At 65.4% G+C, this 13,457-nt stretch carries 12 protein-coding genes; 5 read left to right on the top strand and 7 right to left on the bottom strand.

What is annotated here, in order from left to right:
* Nucleotides 1–83: 83 nt before the first annotated feature.
* Nucleotides 84–416, bottom strand: coding sequence for a hypothetical protein (locus PST29_RS25530; RefSeq protein WP_060841103.1), 333 nt, complete (start codon nt 414–416; stop codon nt 84–86).
* A 152-nt stretch (nt 417–568) separates the two neighbouring features.
* On the opposite strand from PST29_RS25530, the gene can reads away from it, so the two are divergent.
* Nucleotides 569–1,213 carry a carbonate dehydratase gene (gene can, locus PST29_RS25525; RefSeq protein ID WP_060841102.1) on the top strand — a complete coding sequence of 215 codons (645 nt, stop codon included), beginning with the start codon at nt 569–571 and terminating at the stop codon, nt 1,211–1,213.
* A 46-nt stretch (nt 1,214–1,259) separates the two neighbouring features.
* Here can and PST29_RS25520 read toward each other — a convergent pair whose 3' ends face one another.
* The 5 genes from PST29_RS25520 to PST29_RS25500 all read right to left on the bottom strand — a co-directional run bounded on the left by PST29_RS25520 (nt 1,260) and on the right by PST29_RS25500 (nt 9,368).
* Nucleotides 1,260–2,432 carry a hypothetical protein gene (locus tag PST29_RS25520; RefSeq protein WP_060844646.1) on the bottom strand — a complete coding sequence of 391 codons (1,173 nt, stop codon included), beginning with the start codon at nt 2,430–2,432 and terminating at the stop codon, nt 1,260–1,262.
* Nucleotides 2,433–2,541: 109 nt separating this feature from the next.
* Nucleotides 2,542–4,152 carry a J domain-containing protein gene (locus PST29_RS25515; RefSeq protein ID WP_060844645.1) on the bottom strand — a complete coding sequence of 537 codons (1,611 nt, stop codon included), beginning with the start codon at nt 4,150–4,152 and terminating at the stop codon, nt 2,542–2,544.
* An 11-nt stretch (nt 4,153–4,163) separates the two neighbouring features.
* Nucleotides 4,164–5,861, bottom strand: coding sequence for a molecular chaperone HscC (locus PST29_RS25510; protein ID WP_060841099.1), 1,698 nt, complete (start codon nt 5,859–5,861; stop codon nt 4,164–4,166).
* A gap of 192 nt (nt 5,862–6,053) precedes the next feature.
* Nucleotides 6,054–7,754, bottom strand: a complete 1,701-nt coding sequence (locus PST29_RS25505; RefSeq protein WP_060844644.1) for an acid phosphatase — start codon at nt 7,752–7,754, stop codon at nt 6,054–6,056.
* Between the two features lie 195 nt (nt 7,755–7,949).
* Nucleotides 7,950–9,368, bottom strand: a complete 1,419-nt coding sequence (locus PST29_RS25500; RefSeq protein ID WP_060844643.1) for a short-chain fatty acid transporter — start codon at nt 9,366–9,368, stop codon at nt 7,950–7,952.
* A gap of 114 nt (nt 9,369–9,482) precedes the next feature.
* On the opposite strand from PST29_RS25500, the gene PST29_RS25495 reads away from it, so the two are divergent.
* From PST29_RS25495 to PST29_RS25485, 3 genes are all read left to right on the top strand, one after another.
* On the top strand, nt 9,483–9,740 hold the full coding sequence (locus PST29_RS25495; protein ID WP_060841096.1) for a Pathogenicity locus: 258 nt from the start codon (nt 9,483–9,485) through the stop codon (nt 9,738–9,740).
* A gap of 70 nt (nt 9,741–9,810) precedes the next feature.
* Nucleotides 9,811–11,136, top strand: a complete 1,326-nt coding sequence (locus PST29_RS25490; protein WP_060844642.1) for an MFS transporter — start codon at nt 9,811–9,813, stop codon at nt 11,134–11,136.
* Between the two features lie 168 nt (nt 11,137–11,304).
* Nucleotides 11,305–11,823 carry a hypothetical protein gene (locus PST29_RS25485; RefSeq protein WP_060844641.1) on the top strand — a complete coding sequence of 173 codons (519 nt, stop codon included), beginning with the start codon at nt 11,305–11,307 and terminating at the stop codon, nt 11,821–11,823.
* Nucleotides 11,824–11,871: 48 nt separating this feature from the next.
* On the opposite strand, the gene PST29_RS25480 is transcribed toward PST29_RS25485, so the two are convergent.
* Nucleotides 11,872–12,291 carry a lysozyme inhibitor LprI family protein gene (locus PST29_RS25480; RefSeq protein WP_060841093.1) on the bottom strand — a complete coding sequence of 140 codons (420 nt, stop codon included), beginning with the start codon at nt 12,289–12,291 and terminating at the stop codon, nt 11,872–11,874.
* Nucleotides 12,292–12,544: 253 nt separating this feature from the next.
* Here PST29_RS25480 and PST29_RS25475 point away from each other — a divergent pair, with 253 nt between their 5' ends.
* Nucleotides 12,545–13,441 (top strand): cation diffusion facilitator family transporter, encoded by an 897-nt coding sequence (locus PST29_RS25475; RefSeq protein ID WP_060844640.1) that lies wholly within the window; start codon nt 12,545–12,547, stop codon nt 13,439–13,441.
* The last annotated feature ends 16 nt before the right edge of the window (nt 13,442–13,457 follow it).

Below are 13,457 nucleotides of genomic sequence, written 5' to 3'. Positions count from 1 at the left end.
TCCCGGCGCTGCATGGCTTGCGGGCCTCTTCGCCAGCAAGCCGGCTCCTGCGGGAGAGGGCGTCATTAAATGTGGCGCCGAGCTCAGGGTTTGCCGTCCAGCGGGTCGCGACGTGCCAGTTCGGCTTCATCCAGACCGCTGCCACCGCCAATGTCCGTGGCATCGACAATACTCAAGTCCCAGTCGGCGGGTTTATCGGCCCCGACTTCCCGGGCAGAACGGGCCCCATCCTCGCGGATCAGGGTTTCCGGGCTCAGGTCGTCGTCGCTGGAGCCGTCGCTGGTGAGGCCGGTGCTGCTTGCGGGGCCGGGTTCGTCGTCATCGAAATGCAACTCCTCCATGGACCCCATGCGATCTTGATCATCGTCGATCGGCTCGGGCTGGGGCGCGCTGAAGGGGCGTCGTGATTCGGTCATGGCGATTGCTCATACTTTTAGGGGCTTGCAGGGTGGACCCACAGCCCCGGCGAAGATTCCCCGGCAGGGATAACCGGTATCTGCAGTCATTGGCGTGACCCCGACGGGCACTCGTCTGTCAAAGCTGCGCATCATTCTTGAGGCTTCACAGCATGAACGAACTACAAGATCTGATTGATAACAACGCGCGTTGGGCCGAAGCGATCAAGCAGGAAGACCCGGAATTCTTCTCCAAGCTGGCCCGCCAGCAGACTCCGGAGTACCTGTGGATCGGCTGCTCGGACGCCCGGGTGCCGGCCAACGAGATCGTCGGCATGTTGCCGGGCGACCTGTTTGTGCACCGTAACGTGGCCAACGTCGTGCTGCACACCGACCTCAATTGCCTGTCGGTGATCCAGTACGCGGTGGATGTACTCAAGGTCAAACACATCCTGGTCACCGGCCACTATGGTTGCGGCGGCGTGCGCGCCTCGATGCAGGATCGCCAGTTTGGCCTGATCGATGGCTGGCTGCGTTCGATTCGTGACCTGTACTACGAGCACCGCGAGGCGCTGGCGCAACTGGCCACTGAAGAAGAACAGGTCGACCGCCTGTGCGAGCTGAACGTGATCCAGCAAGTGGCCAACGTCGGCCACACCAGCATCGTGCAGAACGCCTGGCATCGCGGGCAGAGCCTGTCGATCCACGGTTGCATCTACGGGATCAAGGACGGTCGCTGGAAGAGCCTGAACGCGACCATCAGTGGTTTCGAACAGCTGCCACCGCAATATCGCCTGCGTCCCCTCGGCGCGGTCTGAACGCGCCCTGGCCGCTGCGTGAAGGCGCAGCGGCCAGCGGCGGACTTCAGAGGTGCGGCACCTCGGTGCTTGGCGCCGGTGCCGGGGCCTTGAGCTGGTTGAGCTGGGTCTTGACCGGTGCACTGGTGCACTTGGCCGCGGCCTGCTGCTCGGTCAGCTTGCGTACCGAGGTGTAGAACAGCTCGCAGGTCTGCTCTTTCTGGGTCACCTGCCAGGTCTGGGTGCAACTGCTGAGCAGGGTGCTCGGATCTGTTCCCGGCTTGCTGCCCATGCCGGCCTGCCAGCAGGCCGCGCTCAAGTCCTGCCCCATGACTTTCAACCCGGCGGCGTCGGCCTTGGCTTCGTCGTTGTCATAGTTGGCCGGGTCCGCCGCGTACCAGATGTAGCTCGGGTGGTTGGCACCCAGGACCGGCACCTTCACCCCTTCGCTGGGGCTGATCTGCGCCAGGCCCAGCACATTCACCGTCACCCCGTATTGCTGCTTGAGCCAGTTACGCACCGGCGCCCCGAAAGCCACCATCGGCAGGGCCGCGCCGCTGGCGTTCTGGCTGACCTGCTTGACCATGCTGGTCTGGTAGCTGTTGAAGTAGCCGTACACCCCTTCCAGGCTCTTGCCGGCGCTGGAGGGCGCGGCGATCGGCGCGATATCGACGATGGTCTGGTAGGCCGGGGTCTGCTCGGCGGCGATGCCGTTGACGGTTAGCAGCGAAGCCCAGCGGTCGGTGGTGGCCGACTCCAGGTAGTCCTGGTAGTGGGTCAGCGAATAATCCGGCGGGAAGTGCAGCAGCTCCACGCTCTTGCGGTTTTCCAGGGCCATGCCCAGGGGCAGGAACAGGTACCAGCTGAAATCCCAGTGACCGTCCTTATTGAGCTGGCTGGCGCCCTTGTAGGCCAGGTCGCCGGCATCCAGCAGGGCGCTCAGGGGCTTGGCGTAGCCGTCCGGTACTCCGCTGATGGAGGCCAGGACCTTGTCGCCGGCGGTCTTGACGCTGACTTTTGCAGCGCTATAGCCGTCACGCTGCACGCTCTGGGTCAGGTAGTGAGCCACCGTCTCCTCCAGGGTCCAGTTGCGATAGCAGATCACGTTGCAGTTGTTGGGGTAGGCGAAGAGTTGGGTGACGCGCTGGGGGCTGCCCAGGTCGACCTCGACATCGGCCATGACGCTGGTGCTCAACGCGGCGGCCGCCAGGGCCAGGGAGATTCCTGCGAATTTGAACATGCTCAGATCCTTTTCAGCGTGAACCCCTCCACGGGGGCTGTTCATACTGAAACACCGCCGTGGATAGAGAAAGACAGCGGATAAAAAATCTGCCCCCCTTGTGCAGGCCTCAGCCCGGTATCAGCCGGGTCAGCGGGAAGGCCGGGTAGAACACCTGGCAAGCCCGGATGACAGCCACCATCAGCACCAGGAAAACCGGTTGCCAGGGACTGAAATGCGACCAGTGCAAGACGCTCAGCCAGGGATGCTTGAGCCTGAATGCTTCGCTGACATGGCCGATGCGCTTGTGGTGCAGGACGCCGATCAGGGTAAAGCCCAGGTACGTCAGCATCCCCAGCAGGCCGAGCAGGCTGGCGAACAGCGCCAGCAAGGCCAGGAAAGGCACACCGTGGCGCAGCAGTCTTCGATAAGGAGGCCTGTGCAGCTGTTTCGGTAGCAGGCGTTCGCTCAGCCACAGGTCCAGATCCAAGAAGCGCAGCGCCACGGCGTTCCAGGCGCACAGTGCCGACAATCCGAGCACCGCCACCAGCCAGCCGCACAAGGCCGCCATGATGGCCGCCAGCACCGGCGGGTCGTGGCGTTCCTGAATGAAAAAGAGGGTGAACGCCAGCGCGATGCCGGCCCAGGCCCGCACCCATGTTTCCCCTGTGGTGGAGGGTTGGGGCATGAATTTCTGCCAATAGAACACGTCACTCTGGGGCAGGCGCTCGATCAGTTGCGGAAAGCGCCAGGTCAGGGTCTGCGCCAGCTGCTGGCAGGCTTGCCATTCATTCTGGGTAAAACCGCGGGTGAGATTGCGCTGCTGGCGCGGGGACAGCGGCTTGGCGAGCAGTTGCGCCGCCAGTACCTCAGGTGCCCAGCTGTGTTCCTGCTGCAGCTTGTTTTGCAGGTCCTGGTAGAAGGTTTCCTGCTGACAGCGCTGGACCAACTGGTGCCAGATCCAGGCCGGCTCCGGGATGGCGCCCCGTTGTTCATCCCAGCCGAACGCCTGGCACACCCGTTCGAACAGGGGCACGCTCCACTGTTGCTCGTTGAGCAGCATCAGCACCGTGCTTTGCCATTGCAGGCGGTGATCGAAAATCTGCAGCCACAGCTGTTCGCTGTAGTGGGTCAACTGCGCGAGGAACGCCCGTTCCTGGTTGGCTTGCAGCGGCTCTTCCAGGGTCTGGCGGTAATGGTCCAGCAGGGCATCGACCAGCGAGCACTGTTGCGCGTCGCTCATCGACAGGCTTTGCCAGGGCGTCAGCCATTCCAGATGTTGAACCGCCCACTCAACCAGGGGCGCGCGTTGTTGGGGGTGGCTGCAACAGTGCTCCAGCAGCCGGTTCTGGAAGTCCTGGGCGCAGCGTTGAGCCTGAGCTTGCGTCCAGCGTTGCGGCAGGTTCTCCAGGGTCAGGCCCTTGAGCAGGGCCTGTGCCGGCGTTGGCGCGACAGCGGCTGTTGGCTGCGGCACCAGGGACGGGCTCATCTCAACCAGCCCCGACCAGGCCTGCAGGTTGTCCCCAGGCAGAGCCGCGGCGACGGGCTCGGGACAACCGTCGTCGGCTTCGTCCTCCCGCCAGCGAGCCAGTTGCAGCGCCCGCTCATAAGCCTCGCGCAGGCGCTGGAAGCCTTCGGCATCCTCATCGGGGCGGGTGCTTTTCAGGCGTTTGGCATAGCTGCGCTTGATGCTGCGCTCATCGGCATCGTCCGGCAGTTCCAGCAGGGCCCAACAATCCATGTCGCCGCTCCTCAGTGCCAGTGGCCGTTTTCCAGTCTCTGCAGCTGTTCACTGAGCTGGTTGCGCACTTCGCGGATCTTGCGCTCGTCCTGGGTGTCCAGCACTTGCTGGAACTGCCCGGCCCAGTAGCCGATCTGTTCGCGCAACTCCCCCAGGCTTTCCTGATACAGGCGTTCCAGGCGGGCACTGAGCAAGGTGTTGACCTGCTGGTCGCGGGGATGAACCTTGAGTTGCTCCAGGGCCTTGAGCCGCTCCTGGATTTCTTCCGGGGTCAGCACGCCGGGGTTGTTCTCGATCACCAGGGAACGGCTTTCACCGGTCAGGGGAATGCTCACCTGGGCTTCCAGCAGGCCGTTGATGTCGTAGGTGAAACGCACGTCCAGCGAGACTTCGCCGGCCGGGCGCTTGGGCACCTGCATTTCCAGCTGGCCGAGGGCGACGTTGTCGCGCACCAGGCGGCTCTCGCCCTGGAAGATCTTCAGCAGCACCTGCTCCTGGTTGTCGTGCAAGGTTTGCACGGTCTTGACCCGGCTCACCGGCACCACGCTGTTACGCTCGATGATCGGCAGGTAATGCCCGCCCTCGATCTGGTTGCCGTACTGCTGGGAGGTTTCGATGCCCAGGGTGTAGGAGCAGACGTCGGTCAGCACCACTTCCTCCAGGGCCGCAGAGCGTGCCTTGAGGGCGGCCTGGACCGCCGCGCCCTGGGCCACCACTTCGTCGGGGTCGAGGCTGATGGACGGAAAGCGCCCGAACAGCCCCGCCGCCAGCTTGCGCACCAGGGGCATGCGGGTGGCGCCGCCCACCAGGAGGATTTCATCCAGGTCGCTGACGCGGATCCGCGCATCGCGCAGGGCCCGCTCGATGGGAGCCCGCAGGCGTTCCAGCAGGGGCGTGTAGAGGGTCGCCAGCTGCGCCTGGGTGATGGTCTGGGTCCATTGCCGGCCATCGACGCGCAGGCTGAACTCGGCGCTGGGCTCCTGGCCCAGGGCACGGCGCACCCGTTCGGCTTCGCGGCGCAGGGCCTGGAGCACGCTCTGGCGCTCGGGAAAGTCCGCCGCCCGGCCTTGCTGTTCGATGAAGTGCTCCAGCAGCAGGCTGTCGAAATCCTCGCCGCCGAGGAAGTTGTCGCCGGCGCTGGCGCGGACTTCCATGACCCCGTCGAACAGCTCCAGGATCGACACGTCGAAGGTGCCGCCACCGAGGTCGAAGACCAGGAACGAGGTTTCCTTGTCGCGCTGGTGCAGGCCGTAGGCCAGGGCCGCGGCGGTGGGTTCGTTGATCAGCTTTTCCACCTTCAGCCCGGCCAGCTCGCCGGCGATCCGCGTGGCCTTGCGCTGGGCGTCGCTGAAATAGGCCGGCACGCTGATCACCGCTTCTTCCACCGGCTCGCCGTAGCAGCGCTCGACGTCCTCCTTGAGGCTCTTGAGCACCAGGGCCGAGAGTTCTTCCGGGCGAAACAGACGATCCCCCAGGCGCACTTCGGTGGCGCTGCCCATGTAGCGCTTGAACAGTGCGGTGGTCAGGTGCGGGTGGGTGTGCAGGCGCTCCTTGGCGGCTTGCCCCACCAGGACCCGGCCCTCATCGTCCAGACCCACCACGCTGGGGGTCAGGAGCTGGCCCAGGGCGTTGGGCACCAGCTCGCTGGCGGTGTCGCGCCAGACCGCCACCAGACTGTTGGTGGTCCCCAGGTCGATGCCTACGATCATGACGACGAACTCCCTTTCCAATCGGAAAACTGATGAAACAAATAAGTGGCGCGCAGGATATTACCCGCCGGGTGGATGGGTAAAGTGCGTGATGTCACATGGCTATTATTGGCGCCGTTGCCGCAGAGCCGAAGCCGGTCTTGAGCTTCGGTCCTGCGGGGGCTGGCGGGCCCGTTGCGGGCCCCGCCGGGGTCAGACGTTGAAGTGCAGGGCGTTGGTCAGGTCGCCCATGGGCTTCTGGCCCCGGGCGATCATGGCCTCGTCGCGTTCCTTGATGCCGTCCAGGGTCTCCAGCTGGAACACCCGGGTGATCAGCCGCAGGATCGAGGCGGTGTCATACACCGTGTGATCCACCGTGCCCTTGCGGGCGAACGGCGACACCACCAGTGCCGGAATCCGCGTGCCCGGGCCCCAGCGATCGCCCTGGGGCGGCGCCACGTGGTCCCACCAGCCGCCGTTCTCGTCGACGGTGACGATCACCACCATGTTTTTCCATTGCGGGCTCTCGCGCAGCACTTTCAGCGCCCGGTCGATGTGCCGGTCGCCGGCGGCCACATCGGCATAGCCGGCGTGCAGGTTGAGGTTGCCCTGGGGCTTGTAGAAGGTCACCGCCGGCAGCTTGCCGGCCTCGGCATCGGCGAAGAACTTGTTGGTGCTCGACTCATCCCCCAGGCCGCCGTCACGCAGGCGCTTGGCGCGCTCAGCCGGATTCTCCGGGCCCTGGCGCACGAAGTAGTTGAACGGCTGGTGGTGGTACTGGAAGTTGGGGATCTTGGGAATCCCGCCGGAGTCCTTGAACTGCTCCAGGGTCGCCTGCCAGGCGCCGCCGTACCAGGCCCAGTCGACGTTCTTCTTCGACAGCTTGTCGCCGATGTGCTCGTGGGTCTGGGGCACCAGCACGCTGGGCAGGTCGGGCTTGGCGTAGTCCGGGCGCTCCGGGTCGCGGATCCAGGTCGGCCAGTAGGGCGGGGCCATGGTGTTGACCGCGTAGCCGTCCGGGGTCAGGGCGCTGGGGCCGAACTGCGGGGCGCCGTCCAGGGCGCTGGCCGGGGATTTGTCCAGGGGCTTGAGGCGGGTGCCCTTGGGGTCGTCGCCCTGCAAGGTGGCGATCTGCGACTTGGCCACCGAGTTGGCGGCGTCCGGGTAGAACGGCACCTTGGCGCTGATCAGGTACTGGTGGTTGAGGAACGAGCCGCCGAAGGCACCCTGGAAGAAGTTGTCGCAGAGCACGAACTCCCGGGCCACATCCCACAGGCGCAGGGAATAGCGGGTCTGGGCGTAGTGGCCCATGGTCAGGGCGCCGGAGTCGGCCCAGGCCACGAAACCATCGTTCTTGCCGCCGTTGATCTGCATCTGGTTCTGGTAGAACAGGTGCCACAGGTCGCGGGTCACCAGGCCCAGGGGCAGGTCCTCGCCACTGGGGCCCTTGAGGGCGAACGGCGCGTTGGGCAGGTTTTCCTGGAACTGGGTTTCCACCGGGTAGGTGACGCCGTCCAGGGTTTGCGGGCCAACCTGGAGGATGCCGCCCCAGACCGGTGGCAGTTTCGACAGCAGGCTGCCGTCACGGTCGCGCTGCTGGAACGCCTCGGGCTTGAGCGCCGACAAGGGCTTCTCCACCCCGGGGAAATTGGCGAATAGGTTGTTGAAGCTGCGGTTCTCGGCGAACAGCACCACCACGTTCTTCACCTGCTCGCGCAGCGCCTTGTCCAGTTCCGCCGGAGACAGCGGCCGTTCCTGCGGTTTGCTCGTCGGCTCGTCGGACTTGGCGCAGGCGCTCAGGGTGGCACCGACCCCAAGAACGGCAACGCCGCCGAGGAAGCGGCGGCGGCTGGTATCGGTGGGCTGGTCGGCGGTGGTTTCGGGGAGGTCGCGCTGATCGGTATCGTCGCTCATGTCGGGTCCTTGCTCGTCGATCTGAGAATTCGTTACAAAGTATTTCGGTCGCACGGTAGCAATCGAATATGACGCAAAGGCTACAGGAAAGCTGCAGGAGCCTGCTGGCAAGAGCCTGGAAAAATCTGAGATCCAGGCTCGGGGAGAATGATCCACAGGCCCGCTGCGGTAGTGCGCAGCGGGCCTGTGGACAGCTCAGGGCATGACCGGCGGCAGGTACGCCAGGGTGGTGCCCAGGGCCCAGAGCAGCACCAGCACCAGGGGCGCATGCACCAGCAGCTGGACGAAGGAAAAACCGATCAGGTCGCGGGCCTTCAGGCCCAGCACCCCCAGCAACGGCAGCATGTAGAAGGGGTTGATCAGGTTCGGCAAGGCCTCGGCGGCGTTGTAGATCTGCACCGCCCAGCCCAGGTGGTACTGCAGGTCATTGGCCACTTGCATCACATAGGGCGCCTCGATGATCCACTTGCCGCCGCCGGAGGGAATGAAGAAGCCCAGCACCGCCGAGTACAGGCCTATCAACAGGGCGTAGGTGTCGTGGGAGGCGATCTGCACGAAGAAGGTCGAGATGTGGTGGGCCAGGGTCTGGCCGTCCACGCCCTTGACCACCGTCATCAGCGCGGCGATCGAGCCGTACAGCGGGAACTGGATCAGCACCCCGGTGGTGGTGGGCACCGCCCGGGCCACGGCGTCGAGAAAGCTGCGTGGGCGCCAGTGCAACAGCGCGCCGGTCATCAGGAACAGGAAGTTGTAGGTGTTGAGCCCGGAGATCGCGGTGATCGCCGGCTTGGTGGCGAACTCGTGGTACAGCCAGCCGGCGGCCAGCAGCGCCAGGAGAATGGTCAGCAGCGGGCTGTACTCCAGCCACTCGCCGGGGCGGGTCCGCGGTTGTGGCTTGGGCATGCTGAAGCTCGGGTCGACCCCGCAGGCCTGGGCATCCCGGGCGCTATTGGGCCCCGGTGCGGTGGCGTAGGCGACGATCAGCGAGACGACGATCAGGGCCAGCAGCAACACCCCCGACTGCCAGAGAAAGAGGGTCTGGGTGAAAGGAATCACCCCGGTGATGGCCAGGATCGACGGCGGCAGGCTGCCCGGGTTGGCCTGCAACTGCGCGGCCGAAGACGACAGCCCCAGCGCCCACACCGCGCCCAGGCCCAGGTAGGCGGCAGCGCCGGCGGCGCGGTAGTCCATGCGCAGTTCGCTGCGTCGCGCCAGGGCCCGTACCAGAAGCCCGCCGAACACCAGGGACAGGCCCCAGTTGAGCAAGGAGGCGACCATGGAAATCAGCGCCACCCAGGCCACGGCCGAACGGCCGTTCCTGGGAAGGCGCGCCAGCTTGTCGATCAGCTTCACCGCCGGCGGCGAGCTGGCCACCACGTAACCGCCGATGACCACGAAGGCCATCTGCATGGTGAAGGGGATCAGGCTCCAGAAGCCGTCGCCAAAGGCCATGGCGGCGTCGGTGGGCTTGGCACCCATGGCCAGGGTGGCCAGGGCGACGATGATCACCGCCAGCGCGGCGAACACCCAGGAGTCGGGAAACCAGCGTTCGGCCCAGTTCGAACAGCGCAGGGCGAAGCGGGCGGAGCGGCTATCTTGAATATCAGCGGCCACGTGAGTACCTTGGGTTTCTTATGTTTATAAGGAGGTCGGCCGCCCCAGGCTGAGGCGGCCGAGAACTGTGCAAGAATGCGGCAATTGCCACGGACTGCAAAGGATTCAACCGACATGTCATTTTCCCCCGAAGAACGCGCCGCACTGCTCAAGGTCAAGGGTGTTGGCCCGACGGTGGTCGGTCGCCTGGAACAACTGGGCATCACCTCCCTGGCCCAGTTGGCCGCCGCCGATGCCCTGGACATCGTGACCCAGGCCTCGGCCCTGGTCGGTTCCAGTTGCTGGAAAAACAGCCCTCAGGCCCGCTCCGCGATCCAGGCGGCCATCGCCATGGCCAAGGGCGCACCTATGGCCCAGGTCGCCAACGACTGATGGTTGTCCCTCGGGACGATTGCATAGACCATGTGCAGCCTTGCTGATTGCCACCCTCCGAGTTGCTTTTATGACCCCTTCCACCGAGTCGTCGCCGGCGCGCTTTTCCCGCGCCGACTACAAGACCCTGGGCCTGGCCGCCCTGGGCGGAGCCCTGGAAATCTACGATTTCATCATCTTCGTATTTTTCGCCCTGACCCTGAGCCAGCTGTTCTTCCCCCCGGAAATGCCCGAGTGGCTGCGCCTGCTGCAAAGCTTCGGGATCTTCGTCACCGGCTACCTGGCCCGGCCCCTGGGCGGCATTCTCATGGCGCATTTCGCCGACCGCCTGGGGCGCAAGAAGGTCTTCAGCCTGAGCATCCTGATGATGGCGCTGCCCTGCCTGCTGATCGGCAGCATGCCGACCTATGCCCAGATCGGCTATTTCGCGCCCTTGCTGTTGCTGGCGCTGCGGGTGCTGCAGGGCGCGGCGGTGGGCGGTGAGGTGCCCAGCGCCTGGGTGTTCGTCGCCGAGCACGCGCCCCGGGCCCATCGCGGCTATGCCCTGGGGTTTCTCCAGGCCGGGCTGACCTTCGGCTACCTGTTGGGCGCACTGACCGCGACCCTGCTGGCGCGGGTCTTCAGCCCCGAGGAAATCCTCGACCACGCCTGGCGCTATCCCTTCCTGCTGGGCGGGGTGTTTGGCGTGATCGGCGTCTGGCTGCGCCGCTGGCTGAGCGAAACCCCGGTGTTCATGGCGTTGCAGGAGCAGCGCGAGAGCGCCGCCGAGCTGCCCCTGCGCACCGTGCTGCGCGAGCACCGGCTGGCGATCCTGCCGGCGCTGATCCTGACCTGCGTGCTGACCTCGGCGGTGGTGGTGTTCGTGGTCATCACCCCGACCATGATGCAGAAGAGCTTCGGCATGAGCGCCAGCCACACCTTTGCCCTGAGCAGCCTGGGCATTGTCTTCCTCAACATCGGCTGCGTGCTGGCGGGGCTGATCGTCGACCGCCTGGGCGCCTGGCGCACGGTGATGCTCTACAGCCTGCTGCTGCCTTTGGGTATCGCCGTGCTCTACGGTTGCCTGATCAGCGGTGGCACCTGGATCGGCCTGGCCTACGCCATTGCCGGCCTGGGTTGCGGCGTGGTGGGGGCGGTGCCGTCGGTGATGGTCAGCCTGTTTCCCCCGCGGATTCGCGTGTCGGGGATCTCCTTCACCTACAACATCGCCTACGCCCTCTGGGCCAGTACCACTCCGTTGCTGCTGATCGCCCTGATGCCCTGGAGCCCGTGGATCTGCGTGATCTATTGCGCGCTGATGGGCGCGGTGGGCGTGATCAGTGCCGGTTACTTCGGCGGACGCGTGGGCGAGGAGCGGCTGCTGGCGGGTGGCGCCTGCGCCGTGGATCAGCATTAGGACTTTTCTTCATCGGCCCGTGAACAGGCGAAACAGCGAGCTAGAGCCTTCGCCAAAAGGTCGGTGAATCCACCCTGAAAACGGGCTGAAAAATGGCTTTCAGCCCTCGGTTTTTTCCCGCTACTCTCTCGGAAAACGCGGCCCGCGCCAGGGTTTCCGGGAGCTGTCTTGATTCGTTCGACGCTGTGTTCCTTGCGAAATTTCTCTGCCCTCGACCCGCTGCTGCAGGCGGCGCTGGTGAGCTTTGTGCTGGGGCTGGTGTTTGTCCTGATCGAGGCCTGGAGCAGTACCCTGGTGGACTATGGCCTGGAAGGCGCCAGCCCCGACAGCCTCAGTGCCCGGGTGGTCGCGGTGGAGGCGGGGGCGCTGCTGGTCGAAGACCTCGATAGCGGCGAACGCCAACGCTTGCGCTTGAGCCCCGAGCTGACCCGGCTCCAGGTGCCGCTCACACAACTGTCCGGACAGCCCCTGCTGCTGAGCCACCTGCGGGGTTACCTGCTGGGTTGTACCCGCGACGATCAGCCCTGGTGCGTCGCTCAGTGTGACAGCGCCGAGCTGTGCCAGCAGCGCCTGCGTGAGCGCGAATCCTGCCTGGGCATGCTGGGTTGTGCCTGGCTCGCCAGCCTGGTGTGCCTGCTTGCCCATGGCGTTGGCCGGCGCCCGTTCTACCGGCGTTCGCGGCCCTGATGGCGCTTTTGCCGGGCCTGGCAGCGTTGCGCATGCCCCGGCAGGCGGCTATTGGGGCAGCAGTTGCTCCAGGTAGCGGGAGCGTTCGTTGCTCAGGCGGGTCACGCAACGGTTGATCAGGGTGACGTGGGCCGGTTTGCCCGGCGCCACTTCGAAGGCCTCCAGCACGCAGGTGCTGTCGCGGTACTTGATCCAGGCCCGTTGCGCGTTCTTCAACTTGCCAAGGTATTCCTGCTCTTGCAGCAGGCTCCTGGGATACAGGTTGTGAACCCGCTCCAAAAGCGCCTGATAGCTCTGATTGAGGGCGTTGTCGGCCCGTTCCTTGTCCTGCTGGGCGCAGCGGTCGACCTGTTCGCTGAGCTCGATGTGGCTGCAGTCCAGCGGGGCGGCCCGGGCTGCAGACGATCCGCCGCCCACCCCGAGCAGCAGGGTCACAGCGAGGCCGAAGATCCAGGGCTGATGATGCATGGCGGTCCCTTCGCGCTGAGAGTGAAGCGGGCATTCTACAGCGCCGCGGTCGATGCAGAAGAGCGCGGCCGCCGCGCCGAGGCTTGTGCTGCCGGGGCCGGGCTCGGGCTTCGGTGCCGGGCCTGCTGGGTACAGCCCGGCCGCAGATGTCCGGCGGATGAGCGCAAGATGACAATTCGCTTATCCAGCCGCGGCCCCGCGGACAATCGAACTATCATCAGGCCGACGCTTTTCAGCCACAGGAGCATGTTCCATGGGCGCAGGACACCAACACGGCCAGGCGCGGGCCGGGCATGAGCGCAAGTTGTGGATGGCCCTGGGGCTGACCGCCAGCTTCATGCTCGCCGAAGTCATCGGCGCCTTTGTCACCGGCAGCCTGGCGCTGTTGTCGGATGCCGCGCACATGCTCACCGACACCCTGGCCCTGGCCATCTCCCTGGTGGCGATCCAGGTCGCCAAGCGTCCGGCAGACCGCAAGCGCACGTTCGGCTACGCGCGTTTCGAAATCCTCGCGGCAGCCTTCAATGCCCTGCTGCTGTTCGTGGTGGCGTTCTACATCCTGTTCGAGGCCTGGCAACGCGTGCAGGCCCCGGCCGAGATCCAGTCCACGGGGATGCTGGTGATCGCCGTGCTGGGGCTGATCGTCAACTTGATCGCCATGGGCCTGCTGGCCTCGGCCAGCAGCCAGAGCCTCAACGTCAAGGGCGCGTACCTGGAGGTCTGGAGCGACATGCTCGGTTCGCTGGGGGTGATTGGCGCGGCCCTGGTGATCATGTTCACCGGCTGGGGCTGGGTCGACTCCCTGGTGGCGGCGGCCATTGGCTTCTGGGTGCTGCCGCGGACCTGGACCCTGCTCAGGGAGAGCATGAACGTGCTGCTGCAAGGCGTGCCGGACGGGGTCGACATCGAGCAGGTGGAGCAAGCCATTCGCGGCGTGCCGGGGATCGGCGATGTGCACGACCTGCATATCTGGGCCCTGACCAGCGGCAAGAACGTGCTCAGCGCCCATCTGGTGGCGCACCTGCCGGGACGGGACGAGCAGGCGATCCTGGCCGAGGTCACCGAGCTGCTGCAGGAGCGCTTCGACATTGCCCACGTCACCTTGCAGGTCGAGCAGGCGGGGTTTCACCAGCAGGTGCATGAACATTGAAGGAACAGTGCATGCG

The organism is Pseudomonas sp. St29 (assembly GCF_001547915.1).
Lineage (GTDB): Bacteria > Pseudomonadota > Gammaproteobacteria > Pseudomonadales > Pseudomonadaceae > Aquipseudomonas.
Note: the sequence above shows the minus strand (reverse complement) of the source record. Positions and strands in the feature narration are given on the sequence as shown.